This is a genomic window from Sphingopyxis panaciterrae, from assembly GCF_011762125.1.
GTDB lineage: Bacteria > Pseudomonadota > Alphaproteobacteria > Sphingomonadales > Sphingomonadaceae > Sphingopyxis > Sphingopyxis panaciterrae.
This window is the reverse complement of record NZ_JAASQN010000001.1, coordinates 1,411,051-1,431,331: the sequence shown is the minus strand read 5'-3', so window position 1 is coordinate 1,431,331 and position 20,281 is coordinate 1,411,051. Positions and strand designations below refer to the sequence as shown.

At 65.3% G+C, this 20,281-nt stretch carries 20 protein-coding genes; 8 read left to right on the top strand and 12 right to left on the bottom strand.

Annotated features, from left to right (window positions below; genetic code table 11):
* Positions 1–23: 23 nt before the first annotated feature.
* The 4 genes from FHR22_RS06595 to FHR22_RS06580 all read right to left on the bottom strand — a co-directional run bounded on the left by FHR22_RS06595 (position 24) and on the right by FHR22_RS06580 (position 3,531).
* Entirely contained in the window at positions 24–671 is a 648-nt protein-coding gene (locus tag FHR22_RS06595; RefSeq protein ID WP_166940136.1) for a class I SAM-dependent methyltransferase, read from the bottom strand.
* Positions 672–673: 2 nt separating this feature from the next.
* Positions 674–1,894 carry a BtaA family protein gene (locus tag FHR22_RS06590; protein ID WP_166940134.1) on the bottom strand — a complete coding sequence of 407 codons (1,221 nt, stop codon included), beginning with the start codon at positions 1,892–1,894 and terminating at the stop codon, positions 674–676.
* A gap of 124 nt (positions 1,895–2,018) precedes the next feature.
* Positions 2,019–2,489 (bottom strand): hypothetical protein, encoded by a 471-nt coding sequence (locus tag FHR22_RS06585; RefSeq protein WP_166940132.1) that lies wholly within the window; start codon positions 2,487–2,489, stop codon positions 2,019–2,021.
* 52 nt (positions 2,490–2,541) lie between these two features.
* Entirely contained in the window at positions 2,542–3,531 is a 990-nt protein-coding gene (locus FHR22_RS06580) for a threonine ammonia-lyase (protein ID WP_166940130.1), read from the bottom strand.
* Positions 3,532–3,597: 66 nt separating this feature from the next.
* Here FHR22_RS06580 and FHR22_RS06575 point away from each other — a divergent pair, with 66 nt between their 5' ends.
* The 5 genes from FHR22_RS06575 to FHR22_RS06555 all read left to right on the top strand — a co-directional run bounded on the left by FHR22_RS06575 (position 3,598) and on the right by FHR22_RS06555 (position 7,957).
* Positions 3,598–4,806 (top strand): saccharopine dehydrogenase family protein, encoded by a 1,209-nt coding sequence (locus tag FHR22_RS06575; RefSeq protein ID WP_166940128.1) that lies wholly within the window; start codon positions 3,598–3,600, stop codon positions 4,804–4,806.
* 108 nt (positions 4,807–4,914) lie between these two features.
* Positions 4,915–6,012, top strand: a complete 1,098-nt coding sequence (locus tag FHR22_RS06570) for an alpha/beta fold hydrolase (RefSeq protein WP_166940126.1) — start codon at positions 4,915–4,917, stop codon at positions 6,010–6,012.
* Positions 6,009–6,359, top strand: coding sequence for a DMT family protein (locus FHR22_RS06565; protein ID WP_166940124.1), 351 nt, complete (start codon positions 6,009–6,011; stop codon positions 6,357–6,359). The genes FHR22_RS06570 and FHR22_RS06565 overlap by 4 nt, the downstream gene beginning before the upstream one ends.
* A gap of 16 nt (positions 6,360–6,375) precedes the next feature.
* Positions 6,376–7,548 carry a carboxynorspermidine decarboxylase gene (locus FHR22_RS06560; protein ID WP_166940122.1) on the top strand — a complete coding sequence of 391 codons (1,173 nt, stop codon included), beginning with the start codon at positions 6,376–6,378 and terminating at the stop codon, positions 7,546–7,548.
* A gap of 4 nt (positions 7,549–7,552) precedes the next feature.
* Positions 7,553–7,957, top strand: coding sequence for a hypothetical protein (locus FHR22_RS06555; protein WP_166940120.1), 405 nt, complete (start codon positions 7,553–7,555; stop codon positions 7,955–7,957).
* Here FHR22_RS06555 and FHR22_RS06550 read toward each other — a convergent pair.
* Positions 7,950–9,611 carry an FAD-dependent oxidoreductase gene (locus FHR22_RS06550; RefSeq protein WP_166940118.1) on the bottom strand — a complete coding sequence of 554 codons (1,662 nt, stop codon included), beginning with the start codon at positions 9,609–9,611 and terminating at the stop codon, positions 7,950–7,952. The two genes, FHR22_RS06555 and FHR22_RS06550, sit on opposite strands and share 8 nt — an antisense overlap.
* Positions 9,612–9,865: 254 nt before the next feature.
* On the opposite strand from FHR22_RS06550, the gene FHR22_RS06545 reads away from it, so the two are divergent.
* The 3 genes from FHR22_RS06545 to FHR22_RS06535 all read left to right on the top strand — a co-directional run bounded on the left by FHR22_RS06545 (position 9,866) and on the right by FHR22_RS06535 (position 12,086).
* Positions 9,866–11,059, top strand: coding sequence for a type III PLP-dependent enzyme (locus FHR22_RS06545; protein WP_166940116.1), 1,194 nt, complete (start codon positions 9,866–9,868; stop codon positions 11,057–11,059).
* A gap of 145 nt (positions 11,060–11,204) precedes the next feature.
* On the top strand, positions 11,205–11,639 hold the full coding sequence (locus FHR22_RS06540) for an MAPEG family protein (protein ID WP_166940825.1): 435 nt from the start codon (positions 11,205–11,207) through the stop codon (positions 11,637–11,639).
* 12 nt (positions 11,640–11,651) lie between these two features.
* Entirely contained in the window at positions 11,652–12,086 is a 435-nt protein-coding gene (locus FHR22_RS06535) for an MAPEG family protein (protein ID WP_166940114.1), read from the top strand.
* A 2-nt stretch (positions 12,087–12,088) separates the two neighbouring features.
* Here FHR22_RS06535 and FHR22_RS06530 read toward each other — a convergent pair whose 3' ends face one another.
* From FHR22_RS06530 to FHR22_RS06500, 7 genes are all read right to left on the bottom strand, one after another.
* The gene (locus tag FHR22_RS06530; protein WP_166940112.1) at positions 12,089–13,288 is read right to left on the bottom strand and encodes a class I SAM-dependent RNA methyltransferase; all 1,200 of its coding nucleotides are present in this window, start codon (positions 13,286–13,288) and stop codon (positions 12,089–12,091) included.
* A gap of 1 nt (position 13,289) precedes the next feature.
* A complete protein-coding gene (locus tag FHR22_RS06525) occupies positions 13,290–14,642 on the bottom strand; it encodes an NAD(P)H-hydrate dehydratase (RefSeq protein ID WP_166940110.1) in 1,353 nt (450 codons plus the stop codon).
* A gap of 98 nt (positions 14,643–14,740) precedes the next feature.
* Positions 14,741–15,136: a hypothetical protein gene (locus tag FHR22_RS06520; protein ID WP_166940108.1), complete on the bottom strand. Its 396-nt coding sequence runs from the start codon at positions 15,134–15,136 to the stop codon at positions 14,741–14,743.
* Positions 15,133–16,995, bottom strand: coding sequence for a dihydroxy-acid dehydratase (gene ilvD / locus FHR22_RS06515; RefSeq protein ID WP_166940106.1), 1,863 nt, complete (start codon positions 16,993–16,995; stop codon positions 15,133–15,135). The genes FHR22_RS06520 and ilvD overlap by 4 nt, the downstream gene beginning before the upstream one ends.
* Positions 16,996–17,054: 59 nt before the next feature.
* Positions 17,055–17,789: an N-formylglutamate amidohydrolase gene (locus FHR22_RS06510; RefSeq protein WP_166940104.1), complete on the bottom strand. Its 735-nt coding sequence runs from the start codon at positions 17,787–17,789 to the stop codon at positions 17,055–17,057.
* Positions 17,786–18,634, bottom strand: a complete 849-nt coding sequence (locus FHR22_RS06505; protein ID WP_166940102.1) for a 4-(cytidine 5'-diphospho)-2-C-methyl-D-erythritol kinase — start codon at positions 18,632–18,634, stop codon at positions 17,786–17,788. The genes FHR22_RS06510 and FHR22_RS06505 overlap by 4 nt, the downstream gene beginning before the upstream one ends.
* Positions 18,631–20,256, bottom strand: coding sequence for a tetratricopeptide repeat protein (locus FHR22_RS06500; protein ID WP_166940100.1), 1,626 nt, complete (start codon positions 20,254–20,256; stop codon positions 18,631–18,633). The genes FHR22_RS06505 and FHR22_RS06500 overlap by 4 nt, the downstream gene beginning before the upstream one ends.
* Between the last annotated feature and the right edge of the window lie 25 nt (positions 20,257–20,281).

Here is a 20,281-nt window from a genome sequence, read left to right as displayed (position 1 = left end):
CCGCGCGGGAGAATAGCAGCAAATCAGGTGCGCGCGAGACCGCCGCGAATCGCATAGCCCCGCGCCATACTGCAGCAATGGCCCGCCATGCCGGTTTCGCGGGCAAGCCCGGCGATCACCGGCGCCAGATCGGCGCGCGGGACGACATGGGAATAGGCGAGCCAGCCGAAAAATGCCCGTTTCCACAAACCGGGCAGGCGATCCTGCTGGCCGAAGTCGACGATCTCGATCCGCCCACCGGGCGCGAGAAATTGTGCCGCATGGGCAAGTGCCGTGGCCCAGTCGGGGATCATCGACAGCGCATAGCTGATGAAGATGCGGTCGAAGGCCCGGCGCCCGAACAGCGCCTCCGGGTCGAAATCACGCGCGTCGCCGCGCTCCAGGACAGCGCGGTCCGCCAGCCCCGCCTTGGCCATTGCGCCGCGCGCGGTTTCCAGCATCGCTTCGGAAATATCGATGCCGAACAATTGCGCCCCGGGCCACGCCCGGCCCGCCAGCACGAGGTTCCGCCCCGTCCCGCAGCCGATTTCGAGCACCGCGCCGCCCGGCGGCGGCGCCAGATTCGCGATCATCTCGTCGCGGCCGACGAGGAAATATTTCCGCGTGAAATCATAGAAATGTCGCTGGTAGCGATAGATGCCATCCATCAAACTGCCATGCGCGTCATTCATCATCATACGCCCTTCAAAACATAGAGATGGACGCCGCCATAAATGGCCGACCGATCGCGGCGCGCATAGTCCCGCGATGCCGCTTCACGATAGTCCCACCGGTCGAGCAATGCGGGGGGCAGCCGTCCGGGCAGCAAGGTCGGCTGGGCAGCGGTCCGGAACAGCACGCGGGCGCCGGGGCGCGCGGTGCGCGTGACTTCGGTCCACAGCTGCGTCAGTTGCGCGTCGCTCATCCAGTCCTGCGCATCGAGGCAGATATAGCGATCGAAGCTCGCATCACCGGCGGCGGCGAGCATGTCGGTCATGTTCGCATGCAGCATCGTGACCCGCGCGGCACGCGCCTTTATCACCGCGTGATTTTCAGCCTGGAGATAGGGCGGCAGCGGGGCGGCAGCGCCCCTGCCATATCGGCGCCCGAACGCCTGCCATGCAAAATAATTGTCCTCGAGCGGGAAGTCGCACGCCAGCTTTTCAAGCCGCGCACGCAGCACGTCGGCCATCGGCTTGCCGTCCGCGAGCGCATCATATTGCGCCGGCGGAATACCGAGTCCGAAGAGGGACGAGCGCTGATCGGTGATCCAGCGGATAAATTTCCGGTCGAAGAAGGGCGCGAATTTGGCATCGAAGATCGCCCGCTGCTCCTCGATCGTCTTTGCGGCGAGAAATGCGCGCGGATCGACGCGGTGCATCCGCGCCACCAGATGTGCGAGACCGATGAAACCACCGAGCAGGCCGCGCTTGTGAACCCCATGGGCAAAGCCATCAATGCGGCGGCGGCCGCGCAGATCACGGCCCTCCCAGTAACGACGCGTCGTGTCGTCGAGATGGCCGCGGACGAAGGCGTGATAGTCGCTAATATTGGCGCTGCTATCGGCCTCGGCAAAGAAGCGGCGAAAGCTTCCATAATCGGGAAGCCGCTGGATCGCGACGCGTTTCAGGTGATTGAGGGCAACATGCGCGGTGTTGAGGTCGACCGCGACGATCTCCGACGGATCGGCGACCAGATAGGAAAAGACGTTGCAGCCGCCGCTCGCGATCGTGGCGATCCGGTCGCCCGGCTCGATCGCCAGCGCCTCCATGTCGACGACCGGATCTTCCCATATCTGAGCGTAAACCAGCCCCTTGAAAGCCAGCGCAAAAGCGCGATCGAGCAAGCGTTGTTTCTGCGCGCCGTCCTCGCGAACGACGGCGGCGGCGATCTTGCGATTGGGCTGACTGGCCATAGGTCGAGGTCTCCCGGAGAAAGGTGGATCCGGGGCTGCGCATGACAGGCTTTGATGCGTTTTCCGCGTCGTTTCGATGACAAACCGGCGACAGGATGTAAAAATCCCGTCGCCGTTCCGGCCATCAATCCTTACAATAGCCCTCGCCATCCTTGACGATCAGGCATTCCTTTTTGCCGGCGAGATATTTGAGCCCGGTCTCGTCGCCGTTGCCGCGGCGCAGGCTCAGTTCTTCCTTACCGCGCTTGAACTTGATGCCATGCTCGCTGTCATTGCCGTCATAAGTTCCCTTCGTGTCGAGGTCCGACTGCATTTCCAGCTTATATTTGCCCGGTTCACCCGGGGTGATCGTGACATACATGCCTTCGACGCCCGTCCATTTGCCCGCCCAGCTTGCAAAGCGATGCGGCGCCGTAGCCGGGTCCATCGCCGCCCCATCGGCCGGCGCTGCGTCGGTCGGCGATGTTTCGGAAGGCACCGTCTCGACCGGCACTTCGGTCGTCGTGGTATCGGCGGGAGCCGGCGCCTCGGCCTTCTCGCATCCGGTCAATATCGTCAGCGCGGCGGCGCCGGCCAGGATCATGCTCTTTTGCATCTCGTGTCTCCTTATTTCGTCCAAACGCACGGCGACGAATAAATATCCCAGCTTATCCCGCCAATATCTCCGCATAATGTTTGGGATCGACGTTGCCGCCCGACAGGGTGACCAACGTCGCCACGCCCGGGTCAACCTTGCCTGCGAGCACTGCTGCCAGCGCCGCCGCTCCGCCCGGCTCGACCACCAGATGGAGCTTTTCGAACGCGACGCGCATCGCATGGCGCACTTCCTCGCGGGTCACCACGACCCCGCGCACCCCGCGCGCCTGCAGCACTGCGAAGTTGATCGGCCAAGTCTGCGGCGTTTGCAGCGCATCGCATTCGGTCGGGTAGGACAAATCCTCGACCGACAGGATTTCGCCAGCCGCCAGGCTGCGCGTCAGGTCGTCCCAGCCCTCGGGCTCGACCGCCACGATTTCTGCGTCGGGGCAGGCCAGCGCGAGCCCCGCCGACAGTCCGCCGCCACCGCAGCAGGCAATCACCTTGTCGGGGCCGTCGATCCCACGCGCTGCCAGCTGCGCCCGCGCCTCGATACCAGCGGTTCCCTGCCCTTCGACGATCCAAGGATCGCCATAAGCATGAACCAGCTTCCCGCCGCGCTCTTCGAGCAGCTTCGCCGCGACGACATCGCGCGATTCGGTGACGCGGTCGTAAAGCACGACCTCGGCGCCCAGCGCGCGCGTTGCCGCAAGCTTCATCTGCGGCGCGTTGCTCGGCATCACGATCGTCGCCGGGATGCCCAGCCGCTTGGCGGCCCAGGCGACGCCCTGCGCGTGATTGCCGCTAGACACGCCGACCACCCCCGCCGCCGCCTGTTCGGGCGTCAGGTCGGTCAGCCGGTGCCAGGCGCCGCGAATCTTGAATGCGCCCACCGGCTGCAAGCACTCGGCCTTGCACCACAATGTCTTGCCCTCGATTTCGAGCGGGAGCAGCGGGGTTTGCGGCAGCAATGCAGCGACTTTCGCCGCCGCGCGTTCGACACCCGCGAGCGTCGGCGCGCGGTTCGGGTTCAGCAAGGGATCGGGGCTTTGTTCTGTCATGGCTTCGTCCTATAGGGCCGGCCATACAAGACAAGGCGACATACGATCGCGACAGGAGATTTTTCGATGAGCAAGGTTCTGGTGATCGGCGCAGGCGGCGTCGGTTCGGTCGCGGTGCACAAGATGGCGATGAACCCCGACATTTTTCCCGACATCACGCTGGCCAGCCGCCGCAAGTTCAAATGCGATGCGATCGCCGAATCGGTGAAGGCCCGCACCGGGGTCACGATCAAGACCGCAGAGGTCGATGCCGACCATATCGACGCGACCGCGGCGCTCATCCGCTCGATCGGCGCAACGCATGTCGTCAATCTCGCGCTGCCCTATCAGGACCTGACGATCATGGAGGCGTGCCTGTCGACCGGCGCGCATTATATGGACACCGCGAACTACGAGCCGCGCGACGAGGCGAAGTTCGAATATCACTGGCAATGGGCATATCAGGACCGTTTCAAGGACGCCGGGCTGATGGCGTTGCTCGGTTCGGGCTTCGACCCCGGCGTGACCAGCGTCTTCACCACCTGGCTCCGGAAGCATCATTTCGACCGCATCGACACGCTCGACATTCTCGATTGCAACGGCGGCGATCACGGCCAGCATTTCGCGACCAACTTCAACCCCGAGATCAATATCCGCGAAGTCACCGCGGTCGCGCGCCATTGGGAAAACGGCGACTGGGTCGAAACTCCCCCGATGTCGGTGAAGCAGAAATTCGACTTCGAGGCGGTGGGCGAAAAGACGATGTACCTCATGTATCATGAGGAGATCGAAAGCCTGAAGACGCACCTGCCCGAGATCCAGCGCATCCGGTTCTGGATGACCTTCGGCGAGGCCTATATCACCCACCTCACCGTGCTGCAGAATGTCGGCATGACGCGCATCGACCCGGTCATCTACGAAGGCCGCGAGATCGTCCCGCTCCAGTTCCTGAAAGCCGTCCTCCCCGAACCCTCGAGCCTCGGCGAGACGACGAAGGGCAAGACCAACATCGGCGTCATCGCAACCGGCCTCGGCAAGGACGGCAAGGAAAAGACGCTCTATCTCTACAATATCTGCGACCATGAGGACGCGTTCGCCGAAACGGGCAACCAGGCGGTGAGCTACACCACCGGCGTCCCCGCGATGATCGGCGCCGCGATGATGGTCACCAACAGCTGGTCCGGCGACGGCGTGTTCAACATGGAGCAGATGGATCCCGACCCGTTCATGGACATGCTGAACAGGCACGGCCTGCCATGGCAGGTAAAGGAACTGGACGGACCGCTGGATTTCTGATCCGCTTGCCAGCCAATCTCTTTTTTGTCGTTCCCGCGAAAGCGGGAACCCGGTAGCAACGCCAGAACTGGATCCCCGTTTTCACGGGGATGACAAAGGGTATATGCCATGACGATCCGCATCGCGGTGACGCTATTGCTCGCCGCCTTGGCGGCGCCCGCCGCCGCCCAATCCGATGACGCCTACACCCCGGCGCGTGCGATCGTCGCCGATATCGGCAAGATCGTGACGCCCAATGGCGTGCAGGAAACGTTCGAAGTCACACTCGGCGGGACGCGGCAGGTCGTCAACGTCCGCGGCGCCGACCGTGACAATCCTATCCTCATCTTCGTCCATGGGGGCCCGGGTGCGGTCGAGATGCCCTTTGCCTGGGCATTCCAGCGGCCGTGGGAGGATGTCTTCACCATCGTCCAATATGACCAGCGCGGGGCCGGACGCTCCTATCCGCTGAACGATCCCGGCGCGCTCGCCCCGACGATGACGCCCGATCGCTATCGCGACGACGCCATCGAACTGATCGAACTCCTCAAGAAGCGTTACGCCAAGCGCAAGGTCGTGCTGATGGGGCATAGCTGGGGCTCTATCATCGGCCTGTCGGTCGCGGTGAAACGCCCCGACCTGCTCTACGCCTATGTCGGCGTCGGGCAGGGCATCGATTTCCGCGCGGGCGAAAAGGCCGGCATGGCATGGACCCGCGCCAAGGCACTCGCCGCAGGCGATAAGGAGGCGGTCGCTGCAATCGACGCACTCGCCCCTTACCCGGCAGGCGACTTCACGATCGCCAAGGCCGACGGCTGGCGCAAATATGCTATTCCCTATGGCTCGTTGGTCTACAACAAGCCCGACCTTGAATATTATTTCCAGACCCCGCGCCTGTCACCCGAATATACGGCGGCCGACATACAAGCGTGGGGCAAGGGCAGCGAATTTTCGGTGACGACGCTTTGGCCGCGCCTCGCCGATATCAGCTTTGCGAAGGTCGGGAAGATGGACGTGCCCATCGTCTTCCTGCTCGGGCGGCACGACTATACCGTGCCGTCGCCGGTGGCGGCCGGCTGGTTTGCGAAAGTGAAGGCGCCGTCGAAGACCCTCGTCTGGCTCGAACATTCGGCGCATATGCCGATGGTCGAGCAGCCGGGGCTGTTCTTCGCCGCGCTGCTGCGCGACGTGCTCCCGCTAACGAAGGATATGAAGGAGACGAAATGACGCCCTATCTCGCGCCGGTCGGCCTGCTCGTCATCTCGAACATTTTCATGACCTTTGCGTGGTACGGTCATCTCGGCGATGTTTCGCGCCCGATGTGGCTCGCGATTCTGGTCGCATGGGGGATCGCTTTCTTCGAATATTGCCTGGCCGTACCCGCGAACCGGATCGGTCATGCCGTCTATTCGACCGCCGAATTGAAGACGATGCAGGAAGTGATTACCTTGCTCGTTTTTGCAGGCTTTGCCGTTTTCTGGCTTGGCGAAAAGCTGACGATCAACCATCTGGTCGGCTTCGCATTGATCGCGGGCGGCGCCTTTTTCATCTTCAAGGGGCCGATTGCGGCCTGACAGGAACAAGAATCCAATGGAAACCAGAGCCGGCGACCCCGGAGCTTTCGCCCATTTCGACCTCGCGCGCGTTCCCTCGCCCGCTTTCGTCGTCGATGCGGCAAAGGTGCGCGCCAATCTTGCGGTTCTGCGCCATATCGGCGAGGCATCGGGCGCGCGCGTACTCGCGGCGCTCAAGGCCTTTTCGATGTGGTCGCTGGGACCGACGGTCGCCGAATATCTCGACGGTGTCTGCGCCTCAGGGCTGTATGAAGCGAAGCTCGGCCGTGCCGAATATGGCGGCGAGGTCGCGACCTATTGCGCCGGCTACAAGGAGGCCGACCTTCCCGAGATCGTGCACCTGTCCGATCATCTGATCTTCAACTCGCCTGGCCAGATCGCCCGTTTCCGGCCGCTGCTCGATGAGCTGCGCACGAAGGGCGAAAGCTTCGACGTCGGGCTGCGGATCAATCCGATGCACAGCGAGGGCGAAGTGGCGAAATATGATCCCGCCGCGCCGTGCAGCCGGCTTGGATTCCCGGTAACCCAGCTCCTCCCGGAACATCTGGAGGGTGTCGACGGCATCCATATGCACAGCCTGTGCGAACAGGATTTCCCGCCGCTCCAGCGGACTTGGAACGCGGTGCAGCCGATGCTCCGTCCCTTCTTCGGCCAATTGAAATGGATCAATTTCGGCGGCGGCCATCATGTCACCCGCGCCGACTACCAGATCGATGATCTGATCGCCTTCCTGAAGCAGGTGCGCGCCGCGACCGACTGCGAGGTGATGATCGAACCCGGTGAAGCGATCGCGCTCGACGCCGGCATCCTCGTCGGCGAAATCCTCGACCTGTTCGACAACGGGATGCCGATCGGCATCACAGATATTTCGGCGACCTGCCACATGCCCGACGTGATCGAAGCGCCCTATCGTCCCGCCATGCTCGACGAAGGCAGCGAGGGCATGCCGACGCGCCTCGGCGGGCCGTCATGCCTCGCGGGCGACGTGATCGGCGACTATCGCCTGCCTGGCGGCGCGCGCGTCGGCCAACGCTTCGCCTTCCTCGACCAGGCGCATTATTCGATGGTCAAGACGAACAGCTTCAACGGCGTGCCGCTGCCCTCGATCTGGCTGTGGGACAGCGAGAGTGACGAACTCAAGCTGATCCGCGAATTCGGTTACGAGGATTTCAAGACGCGGCTGGGGTGAGGCCATGCAAGACCCGATGGATATGACCGGGCTATGGACCGGGCAATATTGGTACCCGGAGCCTTGGGAGCCGCCGATGGGTTTTGTAGCGACAATAGGCGACAACGCGGGCCTATTGACCGGCTCGACTTCCGAAGCCTCCGAGTTTTTGGCGAGCGTCGACGAACGTGCCGATATCCGCGGCGTGCGAACCGGCACGGCGGTGAGCTTTCGCAAATATTATGATGGTGACGGCGCCTATGGCCATGCGGTGACCTATGACGGCACGCTCAGTACCGATGGCCAACAGGTGGAGGGCTGCTGGTCCATAGACGACTACTCGGGCACCTTCGTCATGTCTCGTAGTCTTCAATCGTTTCACGAAGAGGAGCGGGAAGAGAGCGTCGAGGTTCGAGCGCCCGTCAGCTGAGCGCGTCGTTCTGCACTTCCGCCAGCGCCTGATGGATGTCGCTGACCACCACCGATCCCTCGCCAACCGACGAGGCGACGCGCTTGACCGATCCCTTGCGCACGTCACCGATCGCGTAAATGCGCGGCCAGCTCGTTTCATAGCGGCTGGGCATGCGGTCGAGCGACCAGCCTGCCTTGACCAGTTCCATCGGCGCGATGTCGGTGCCGGTTTTGACGAAGCCGCGTTCGTCGCACACCATTTCCTTGGGCAGCCAGCCGGTGTTCGGGCTCGCACCGAGAAAGAGGAACAGGAAGCGGCAATCACAATGGCCTTCGGCCCCCGTCTCGCGGCAACGATAGGTCAGCCCGGCAAGCCCCTCCTCGCCATGCAGCGCGGTCACGTCGGTTGACGGGATGATTTCGATATTCGGATGCTCTTCCAGCCGCTTGACCAGATATTCGGACATGGTGTCGCGCAGGCTCGACCGGCGGAAAATCACATGGACCTTCTTGGCGACACTGGCGAGATAGATCGCGCCCTGCCCTGCCGAATTGCCCGCCCCGACGACGGTCACCTCGGCGTTGCCGCACAGCTGCGCCTCCATCGGGGTCGCGCCATAATAGATGCCGCGCCCTTCGTAGCTCTCGATGCCATCGATCGGCAGTCGTTGATATTGCGCCCCGCTCGCGATCACGACCGCACGGCTGCGCAGCTTGCGGCCGTCGGCGAGATGGAGGCAATAGGCGTCGCCGTCGCGGACGATCGATGCGGCGCGCACGGGCGAAACCAGCCGCGCGCCGAACTTCTGCGCCTGCACCGTCGCGCGGCGCGCCAGTTCATTCCCCGATATCCCGGTCGGGAAGCCAAGGTAGTTTTCGATCTTGGACGAGGTACCCGCCTGCCCGCCGGGAGCCAGCGAATCGATCGCGATCGCGGTCAGACCTTCCGACGCGGCATAGACGGCCGCCGCCAGCCCGCCCGGGCCGCTGCCGACGACAATGACGTCGGCGGTCGCGCCGTCGGGCAGCAGATCGAGCCCGAGCCCCGCCGCAAGTTGCTCGGGCGTCGGCTGGATCAGCACGTCGGCGGCGCCCAGGATGACCGCGGGCAATTGCGCGTCGGTCAGCCCGCGCTCGGCCAGCAGATGCCCGGCGACCGGTCCGTCGGCAGGGTCGAACCAGCGGTGCGCGACGCCATGCTTCATCAGCAGGTCGCGCAGCGCATAGACGCTGCGGTCCATCGCCGCACCGATGACGATCGTCACCGCAAAGCCACGGTGATTGCTAAACTCGCGCCGCGCCGACAGGACGCGCACGAAAATATCCGAATAATGCGAATTGCCGGCGATCAGGCGCTGGAAGTCGGCGTGGGCGATGCGCAATATCTCGCCGTCGACACCCATTTCGACGCGCGACAAATGGCGTTGCCCGGTCAGCACCGACAGGTCGCCCGCGAATTGCCCGCGCTCCATCCACCCGACGCGCTTTCGCCCTTCGTCGGTCGAGGCAAAGATGTCGGTATGCCCCGACAGCGTCACGATGCAATCGGGCGCCATAGCGCCTTCCTCGACGAGAAGGTCGCCGGCCCGGTGCGATTCGACCTTGCCGAACGCCCTCAGCTCATCGAGTTCGGTGTCGGAAAAGTCATGATTCACATCGACGCGGGAGACCATGGGGGGAAATCCTCTTCGGGCTGGGCGATGCGCCATCCCTAACGTGGCGGTTCGCCCTTGTCTCGCATTTGCGCGGTTTGGCGCAGATGGGCCCCGGTTCGGCCCCACGGTTACCGCTCTATTACAAAATTGCGCGATAGGGTCTTTACAGGGGGGACCCCCCTGCATATATCGCCCTCCGCTGCCCCAGGGGGACTTCCAATAACCGCAAGGCAGCCTTGTAAGTTGAACGTTATTTTTGGGGGTCCCTTGAGTTGCACCAGCATCATAGCGCCCACGGGCTGATTCAGGCACTTTCGCCGGTCGAACCTGTTACGCTTGTCCGCCCGCACGCCGCGCGGCGCGCAGCGCGTTTCTTCATCGAGCGATTTCCCGGCACGACCATGTATGCGGTCAAGGCGAATCCGTCGCCCGACCTGCTGCACGTCCTCTGGGATTCGGGTGTGACGCATTATGACGTCGCCTCGATCGCCGAAGTGCGGCTGACCGCGCGCACCCTGCCCGACGCAACGCTTTGCTTCATGCATCCAGTGAAGGCCGAAGAAGCGATTTCCGAAGCCTATTGGAAGCATGGCGTCCGCACCTTCTCGCTCGACACAATGGACGAGCTCGAGAAGATCGTCCGGGCAACCGAGGGCGCGCAGGATCTGAACCTGCTGGTTCGCCTCCGCGTCTCTTCGGACCATTCGAAGCTCAGCCTCGCCGCCAAGTTCGGCGCCGAGGCCGACGAAGTCGTCGAGCTGCTGATGGCGACCCGTCAGGCCGCCGACGCGCTCGGCATCTGTTTTCATGTCGGCAGCCAGGCCATGACCCCGCACGCCTATGCGCAGGCGATGGAACGCGTCCGCGCCGCGATCGTCGCGGCGTCGGTCACGGTCGACATCATCGATGTCGGCGGCGGCTTCCCGTCGTCCTACCCCGGCATGGAGCCCCCGCCGCTCGACGCCTATTTCGAGACGATTCACCGCAGCTTCGAAAGCCTACCGATCAGCTATTCGGCTGAACTGTGGTGCGAGCCCGGCCGCGCGCTGTCCGCCGAATATAGCTCGCTGATCGTCCGCGTCGAAAAGCGCCGCGGTGAGGAACTGTACATCAACGACGGCGCTTATGGAGCACTGTTCGATGCCGCGCATGTCGGCTGGCGCTTCCCGGTTTCGCTGCAACGCGATGTCGAAAGCGATGCCGAGATGGTGCCGTTCAGCTTCTATGGCCCGACCTGTGACGATCTCGATCATATGGCAGGCCCCTTCTTCCTGCCGGCCGACGTCAAGGCAGGCGATTTCATCGAAATCGGCATGCTCGGCGCCTATGGCTGTGCGATGCGCACCAAGTTCAACGGTTTCGGCGCCGACGAAACTCACGTTGTCAGCGACGAACCGATGGTCAGCCTCTATACCGGCGAAGTCGAACAGGAACGCCGCACCGCGACGGTGACCAAGCTGTTCTGAACCGAACCGATCACGCAAAACGAAGGGGCCGGCGCAGCGATGCGACCGGCCCTTTTCCTGTCCGCTGTTGCATTGTCGTTCGCGTGCCCTAGCATCGCCGCCTAGGGGCGGCAAAACGACGCCGCAGACAACAGGGGGAAAGATGATGCCCGGCAATATTCTCGCGCCCGGTGCCGTGCTTGTGCTCTGGACGCTCGCCATGCTGATCTGGGCCGCTGTGACGCGTTTCCAGGCATTCGGAAAAGCCGGTATAGACCTGAAAGCCGCGCCGCCCGGTGGCCGCGGCGTCGACCTCGAAGGCGTACTGCCGCCGCTCACCAACTGGAAATCGCACAATTATACGCACCTGCTCGAACAGCCGACGCTCTTCTACGCCGTCATTATCTTCCTGCACCTGTCAGGCGGCGACGTTGGCTATACGCGCGGTTTGGCTTGGGCCTATGTCGTCCTGCGCATCATCCACAGCCTGTGGCAGTCGACGGTCAACCGCATCCCGGTGCGCTTCATCATCTTCGCGCTGTCGACATTGTGCCTGCTCGCGCTGACGCTGTTGGCGGTGATCGCGACGCTCGGCAATTGAGGGGGAAAGATAATGGATAATAACGCGATATTGGGGCCCGTTGCGACGCTTGCGCTCTGGTCGATGGTGATGTGGGTCTGGATGTATGCGACGCGCATTCCCGCGATGCAGCGCGCCAAGATCGATGCCGCGAAGATGGTCGGCGGCACCGGCAAGGGCCTCGACGACCTGCTGCCACCCGAGGTCCAGTGGAAAGCCCATAATTACAACCATCTGATGGAGCAGCCGACGGTCTTCTATGCCGTCGCGCTGGCGCTCGCGATCGGCGGCATGGGCGGCGGGCTCAACGCGCAGATCGCGTGGGCCTATGTCGTGCTGCGCATCGTCCACAGCCTGATCCAGGTGACCGTCAACCGCGTGATCTGGCGTTTCGGCATCTTCGCACTGGCGAGCCTGTCGCTCCTGGCGCTGTGCATCCACGCCTTCATGGGCTTCGTGCTGAACTGACGTCAGCGCAAAAAGCGCGCGGCCAGCTCCACATGCGTCGACCAGCGGAACTGGCCGACGGGCTGGACCCAGTCGAGCGTATAGCCGCCCGCGACCAGCATCTTCGCGTCGCGGGCAAAGCTTGCCGGGTTGCAGCTGACATAGGCGATGACAGGCGCGTCGGACGCCGCGAGTTGCTTCACCTGCTCCTCCGCTCCCGCGCGTGGCGGGTCGAGGATCACCGCGCCGAAACGATTCAGCTCGGCAGGGATCAGCGGCCGCCGGAACAGGTCGCGATGTTCGGTCGCGACCAGCGCCCGTGCACGGTTCGCGGCGCCGGTCAGCGCCGCGATCGCATCGCGCGCGCCCTCGGCGGCATAGACTTTCCGGCCCGCCTGCACCGACAGCGCAAAGGTGCCGACACCCGCGAACAGATCGGCCACCGCGCCCGCATCACCAATCGCGCGCCGGACCGCATCGACCAGCGCAGCCTGCCCCGCATCCGTCGCCTGCAAAAAGGCGAAGGGCGGTACTTCGACCAATATGTCGCCGAAGCGCATCGTCGGCGGTTCGGGCTGCCAGATGGTTTCGATCCCGTCGCCCTGATCGATCGCCAGCCGTGCCAGCGCGTGCGCGGCGGCAAAGTCCTGCAGCCCCATCGCAGCGTCAAGCCCCTCGGCCTTCACGCCTTCCAATATCACCTCGGCACCCTGATCGAGCATCTGCAACTTGACCTTCACCGGCCGTCGCTGCTGCGCGATGATGCCCAACAGCTCGCGCAGCGGCGCGATCAGCGCGAACAGTTCGGGAAGGAGCAGCGGACACATCCGCATGTCGACGATCTGGTTGCTCTGCGCCGCGTTGAAGCCGATCGCGACCTGCTTCCCGGTCCGGAGTGCCGTCAGCGTGGCGCGGCGGCGGCTCTGCGGCGGCGATAGCAGCGCGGGCAGCACATGGACGCCCCTCATTTCCTGGCCCTCGAGCCCGCCAACGACGCGGTCGCGCACGAAGTCGGCCAGCGCCGGTTCAGCGACATGCTGGAGCTGGCAGCCGCCGCATTTACCGAAATGACGGCACGGCGGATCGGCACGGTTCGGGCCGGGGACGATGATGCCGTCGTCGCGCACCCGGTCGCCGGGGACTCCGCCCATCACATGGCGCCCGTCGCCCGTCACGCCATCGCCGCGCGCGGCGATGCGCTCGATCAGCGCAGCTTCACTCATTTCATTTCCTGACCAGGTCGTCGGCGACAAGGCCGGGGCCTATACGCGCTGCCTGCGCGATATGCCAGCCCACCGCAGCGACTGCCGCGTCGAAAGGGTCGCCGCCCCGCGCCAGCATCGCGCCGCATGCGCCCGCGAGCACATCACCCGTCCCCGCAGTGGCCAGCCACGGGCTGCCCGGCCACGCCGCCGCGACGCGGCCGTCGGGTGCGGCGACGATCGTGTCGGCACCCTTGTAGACGACCACCGCCTGCGTCCGCACAGCCGCCGCCTTCGCGCGATCGATCTTGCTGCCGTAAAGCTGCGGAAAAGCCTTCTCGAACTCGCCTTCGTGTGGCGTCAGGATCGCCCGGCGCGGGGTTTCGGCGAGCCGCGGCAGCGCCGCCGCGATCGCGGCGGCGTCGAGCACGAGCGGCTTTCCCGAATCGAGCGCCGCCTCGACATCGAACAGCAAATCGTCGCCCGCCGGAAAGCCCGGGCCGATCACGACCGCACCGACACGCGGATCGTCGAGCCGCTCACCGAATTTCTCTTCACCCTCGACGATGATCGCGGCGAAGGGCGCCCGCTCGCTGCCGTCGAGCACGACATAGCCCGCGCCCGCACGCAGCGCCGCCGCTGCCGCCAGTTCGGCGGCGCCCGGCATCGGCCCCGCAAACACCAGCACCATGCCGCGGCTGAACTTATGCGCCTTTGAGTCGGGTGTCGCCGGTCGCGTTGCAGGCAAGGTGCGCATCGTCTTGTTCGCCGATATACCAATCGGCGCGAGCAGGACGCGGCCGCATGCCGTCGCCGCCGGCAACAGCACATGCGCCGGTTTCAGCGCCCCGAGCGCCAGCGTCACGTCGGCGGGGAGCGGCGGCGTCCAGTCGGCCGCACCGTCGCCATCGGCGCCGCTCGGCACATCGACCGCAAGAATATGCCTTCCCGCAAAAGCGCGCAGCATCGCCGCGAGTTCATCGGCCAGTGGTCGCGACAATCCGACGCCGAACAGCGCGTCGATGACCAGCGGCGCGGGTTTCGTCGTGCGATCAAACGTCTCGACCGGTCCGCTCCAGCGCGCCCGCGCCGCCTTTGCCAGATCGGTCGCTGGCCCGGCCAGCGCCGCCACGCGCACCGCCGCGCCGCGCTCGGCAAGCAGCCGCGCCGCAACATAACCATCGCCGCCATTGTTTCCCGGACCGCACAGGATCAGGATCGGCGCGCCCGCCGCCATCCGCCACGCCGTATCGGCGACCGCCGCCCCGGCGCTCTCCATCAATTCGGACAGCGAAGTACCTTGCACCGCGCAAGCCGCCTCGGCCTCGCGCATCGCGGCGCTGGTCAGGATCGGCGCTTCAAAGGGTATAGGCATGCCCCAAGTCTAGCATGACGCAGAAAAAAGATCGCGGCAGAAGCGATCGTTCATTCCCATATCGTCATTGCGGGCGAAGCGAAGCAATGACGAAGAAATTACTTCGCGCCGCCGGTATTGGCGGGCAGCCGATAACGGTCGGCGCCGACTGCGACTTCGATCAGCTTGTCGCCGACGATCGTTACCTTCGCCGGCTCCGACCCGTCGGCCGAGATCAGCCCGCGCCCGTCGGTGGTGATCAGCAGGCGCCGGTACCCGACATCGCCGCGTCCAACGACCAGCGCCGTTCCGTCGGTGCCGCTCATTTCCTGGACGGTGCAGGTACGGTCGAACAGCTTCGCGCCCTCGAGCGCGCATTCGATGCGGCCGTTTTCTGCGGCTTCGCGCGATCCCCGCGCCTCGACTTTGGCGAGTTCGCCATTGTCGGGCGAGCCGTTGCAGCCGCCCAGCGCCAGCAGGAGCAGCCATGCGCCGCGCCGCGTCGATTTCGTCATCCCCTGGTCCCCTTCAGCTGCGACAGGTCGCGCACCGCACCGCGCGCGGCACTCGTCGTCATCGCAGCATAGGCCTGAAGTGCGACTGAAACCTTACGCGGGCGCGCTTTTGCGGGCTGCCACGCGGCATCGCCCTTCGCATCCATCGCAGCGCGGCGTGCCGCGAGGTCGGCGTCGGACACGGCAAGGCTGATCGTCCGCGCCGGAATGTCGATCTCGATCCGGTCGCCATTTTCCACCAGGCCGATCGTGCCCCCTTCGGCCGCCTCGGGTGACACATGGCCGATCGACAATCCCGACGTGCCGCCCGAAAAGCGTCCGTCGGTGATCAGCGCGCAGGCGGCGCCCAGCCCCTTCGATTTCAGATAGCTCGTCGGATAGAGCATTTCCTGCATGCCCGGCCCGCCCTTCGGCCCTTCATAGCGGATCACGACGACGTCGCCCGCCTCGACCTGCCCGGTCAGGATGCCGGCGACCGCCGCGTCCTGGCTTTCGAACACCTTCGCCGGGCCCGCGAATTTCAGGATCTTGTCGTCGACCCCCGCGGTCTTCACGATGCAGCCGTCGAGCGCGATATTGCCGCTCAGTACCGCGAGCCCGCCGTCCTTGCTGAACGCATGGCTGGCCGAGCGAATGACGCCGGTTTCGCGATCGAGGTCAAGCTCGTCCCAGCGCCGGTCCTGACTGAACGCCACTTGTGTCGGCACCCCGCCGGGAGCTGCCATGAAGAATTTCTGCACCTCGGGGTCGTTGGTACGCGAGATGTCCCATTTGTTGAGCGCATCGCCCAGCGTCGCACTGTGCACCGTCGGCAGATGCGCGTGGAGCAGACCCGCGCGTTCGAGCTGGCCGAGGATCGCCATGATCCCGCCGGCGCGGTGGACATCCTCCATATGGACGTCCGATTTGGCGGGCGCGACCTTCGACAGGCACGGGACGCGGCGCGACAGCCGGTCGATGTCGTCCATGGTGAAATCGACGCCAGCCTCGAACGCAGCCGCGAGCAGGTGGAGCACCGTGTTGGTCGAACCGCCCATCGCGATGTCGAGGCTCATCGCATTTTCGAACGCCTCGAAGGTTGCGATATTGCGCGGCAACACGCTGTCGTCGTCCTGCTCATAGTAGCGGCGGCACATCTCGACCGCGATACGACCGGCGCGCAGGAACAATTGCTTGCGGTCGGCATGCGTCGCGAGCGTCGAACCATTGCCCGGCAGCGACAGGCCGAGCGCTTCGGTCAGGCAGTTCATCGAATTGGCGGTGAACATGCCCGAACAGCTGCCGCACGTCGGACACGCCGCCTGTTCGATCGCGGTAACTTCCGCATCGCTATATTTTTCGTCGGCGGCGGCAACCATCGCATCGACAAGGTCGAGCGCAACCTCCTTGCCCTTCAGGATCACCTTGCCCGCTTCCATCGGCCCGCCCGACACGAAAACGACGGGGATATTGATCCGCAGCGCCGCCATCAGCATGCCCGGAGTGATCTTGTCGCAGTTGGAGATGCACACCATCGCATCGGCGCAATGCGCATTGACCATATATTCGACGCTGTCGGCGATCAGGTCGCGGCTCGGCAGGCTGTACAGCATGCCGTCGTGGCCCATCGCGATGCCGTCGTCGACCGCGATCGTGTTGAATTCCTTGGCAACCCCGCCCGCCGCCTCGATCTCGCGCGCGACCATCTGGCCGAGGTCCTTGAGGTGGACATGGCCCGGCACGAACTGGGTGAAGCTGTTGACGACGGCAATGATCGGCTTGCCGAAATCGCTGTCCTTCATGCCGGTGGCGCGCCACAGTCCGCGTGCGCCGGCCATATTGCGGCCGTGGGTCGTGGTGCGCGAACGATAAGAAGGCATTTGGAGAGCTCCGAGAAATAATATTTCATAAAATGTCGATCGGATGCGCGTCTACACGCCTATTCGCCGATGTTCAATGTTACTTTCTTGCACATGCGCGTCAGCCGTTCGGCGAACTGCGCCTGCCCCGCCGCATCGCCGGCCAGATCCTGCCGCATCTCGATCCCCACATAGGGAATATGATTGCCTTCGGCATGCCGGTTCATCGTCGCGTTGAGCAGCTTGCCCGAATAGGGCTGCTGGTCGCCGACGACCAACCCTTCGCCCGCCAGCGCGGCGATCGCCGCCGCTGCCAGCCGGTCGTCCTCATTATAGAGCACCCCAACCTGCCACGGCCGCGCCTGCCCGGGGTCGCTGGCGAGCCGAGGTGTAAAGCTGTGCAGCGACAGGATCATCGCGGGGCGATGCGCCGCGATCGTCGCCGCGATATGGTCGTGATAGGGGCGGAAAAAGCGCGCAAGCCGCGCCTCGCGGCCGTCCTCGCCCAGCGCATTGCCCGGAATCGCATGCCCATCGCTCGCGATCGGCAGCACGCCGGGCGCCTCTTCCTCGCGGTTGCAGTCGACGACCAGCCGCGACACCCCGCCGAGGATCGCCGCATCGACCGCGCCGCTGTCGACCAGCAGCGCCGCCACCTCGGCGACGCCGATATCGACCGCGATATGCTCGCGCAGCAACGCCGGGTCGATGCCGAGGTCGATATCATCGGGCACCAGCGCCGACGCATGATCGGCGATCAGCAAGATGCCGCCCGCGCGCGGTTCGCCCAACTGGCTCCAGGCCTCGCTGCTCATCGAAGGGCTCCCGTCATCTGCCACCAATGCGGATGGCTTTGCGCCAGGTTCGCGGCGGCCGCATCGCGTTCGGCCGTGGCATCAAACAAGGCAAAACAGGTCGCCCCCGACCCCGACATCCGCGCCAGCCACGGACGCAGCGCGCCAAGTTCGGTCAGCATATCAACGATCGCCGGGCACTGCGCCATCGCGGGCCGCTGCAGATCATTGCGCCCCGCGAACAGCTGCGCGCGCAAATCGGCGCCGGTGAAGAGAGGCCCGCGATCGATGCCGTCCCACGCCGCAAAGACCGGCCCCGTCGCCACCGGCTGGCGCGGATTGACGAGCAGCACCGGCGTTTCCGTCAGCCGCAATTCGGGCACCGGGCTCAATTCCGCCCCGACGCCGACGCCAAGGCAGGTCGCGCTCGCAACACAAGCCGCGATATCGGCGCCCAGCGGGCCGATCAGCCGCGCCAGCGCCGCATCGCCCAGTTCTGGCAGGAAATGGCGCCGCACCAGCCGCGCCATCGCCGCGGCATCGGCCGACCCGCCGCCGATCCCCGCCGCGACCGGCAGCCGCTTGGTCAAGGTCACCGCAAGCGGCGGCACCCGCCCGGCGCCATGACGCGCGCGGAGCAATGCCAGCACCTGCTGAACCAGATTGTCGCCGCCAGCGCTCAGCCGTTCGGCGAACTCGCCCGCGATCGTCAGGCTGTCGGCATCGGCAAACTCGGCCTCGATCACGTCGCCATCGTCGACGAAGGCGAACAAGGTCTCGATATCGTGATAACCGTCGGCGCGGCGCCCGCGAACATGGAGCGCGAGGTTGATCTTCGCCCAGCCGGTCTCGCGAAAGACGGTCATGGCGCGGTCGTCGCCGGAGTCAGCCCGTCGCGCAACTTCGTCTCCAGCCGCGTCGTCATCTCGGCCTCGGCGAGCAGCGCCGCGGCGCGCCAGACATAACGCGCCTGGAACCGGCGCCCCGCCTGCCAATAGGCATCGCCCAGATGTTCGACGATCACCGGATTATCGGGTTCGCCGCGCTGCGCCTTTTCGAGCAAGGGCACCGCTTCCTCGACGCGCCCGGTCAGGAAATAGGCCCAGCCGAGCGAATCGGTGATGCTCGCATCCTGCGGTTCCAGGTTCCACGCCGCCTCGATCCGCGCGAGCGAGGTCTTGACGTCCTTGCGCCGTTCGAGCGCCGAATAGCCGGCAAAATTGAGCACCGCCGCATCGTCGGGCCGCAGCGCCACCGCCTTTTCCAGCAAAGGCTGGGCATCGTCCCACGCCCCCGCCTGCAGCAGCAATTCGGCGCGCGCGATCAGCAAGGTGCCGCGCAGCGCGCTGTCGTCGCCCGTACCCAGCGTCGCCTCGAGCCGGGAATAGGCGCGCCCGGCCGCCTGCGGGTCACTCGAACGCCGCGCGATATCGGCAAAGCGGACCAGCAGGCTGCGCACCGGCGGCTCCTGCGCCGCCGCGCTTTCGGCGAGCTTCGCCGCCTCCGCCAGTTGCCCCGCATCGGCGAGCAGTTCCGCGCGCCGCATATCGAGCACCGGCGGCATCGCCCGGCGGCCGCCGGTGAGCAGCGCCATCGCCTCCTGCGGTTGGCCATTATGATCGAGCGCCTCGACCAGTGCCGAGCGGACCGTCCAGTCGCCATGGTCGAGCCAATAGGCCGACCGCGCGAAAATCAGCGAGATTTTCGGGCTGCTGTTCGGCGTCCGGGCGAACCCGTCGGCGAGCAGTGCCATCCAGTGGGCAATCCCGCCGCGCGGCGTCGACACGGGCTGGTCGGGCATCAGCAGCAACGGATCCTCGCGTCCGCCCGACGCCAGCGCGATGCGTTTGCGCAGCCGCTCGGCCGCCGCCCCCTCGCCCGCCTTGTCGAGCGTCGCCGCGGCGCGCAGCGCGACGAGCTGGCTCGTGCGGTCGGTCAGCGTGATCGCGTCGGTGATCGCGATGGCGTCGGCCGTCCGGCCACCGGCGAGCTGGACTAGCGCCGCTTCGAGCGCGAGCGCCGGTTCGGGACGTGCCCGGACATTGGCCGCGAGCAGATGGCGTTCAGGGTTTGTGGTGCGTGCACCCAGATCGATCCACGCATTCAGCGTCGGCTGGATCAGCCGCGATATCGCATCAGCGCCGGTCTTGTCGGCGCGGCCGGCCAAATATCCCTGCGCGGCTTTCCAGTCACCCTTGCGGACGGCATCGGCGAACAGCACCAGTTGCGCATCGAAACGGCGATCGCCCCCCTGCCACAGCGTCGCCGCCGCACTCCGCGCCGCCGCAAGATCGCCGGCTTCGATCGCCTGTTCGAGCATCCGCCCGCGCAGCCCCGGCAGCGTCGGCGAATGACTGGCCAGCGTGGCCAGCGCGGACAGGGCGGCGGCCGGCTCGCCGGCTTCCTCGGCCAGCCGCGCCTTCACCAGCGCATTCAGCGCGGCGCTGCTATCATCCGCCGCCCGCGCCGGCACCGCGAACGCCAGCATCGGGGCAACGAGAAGCGCGGCGGCG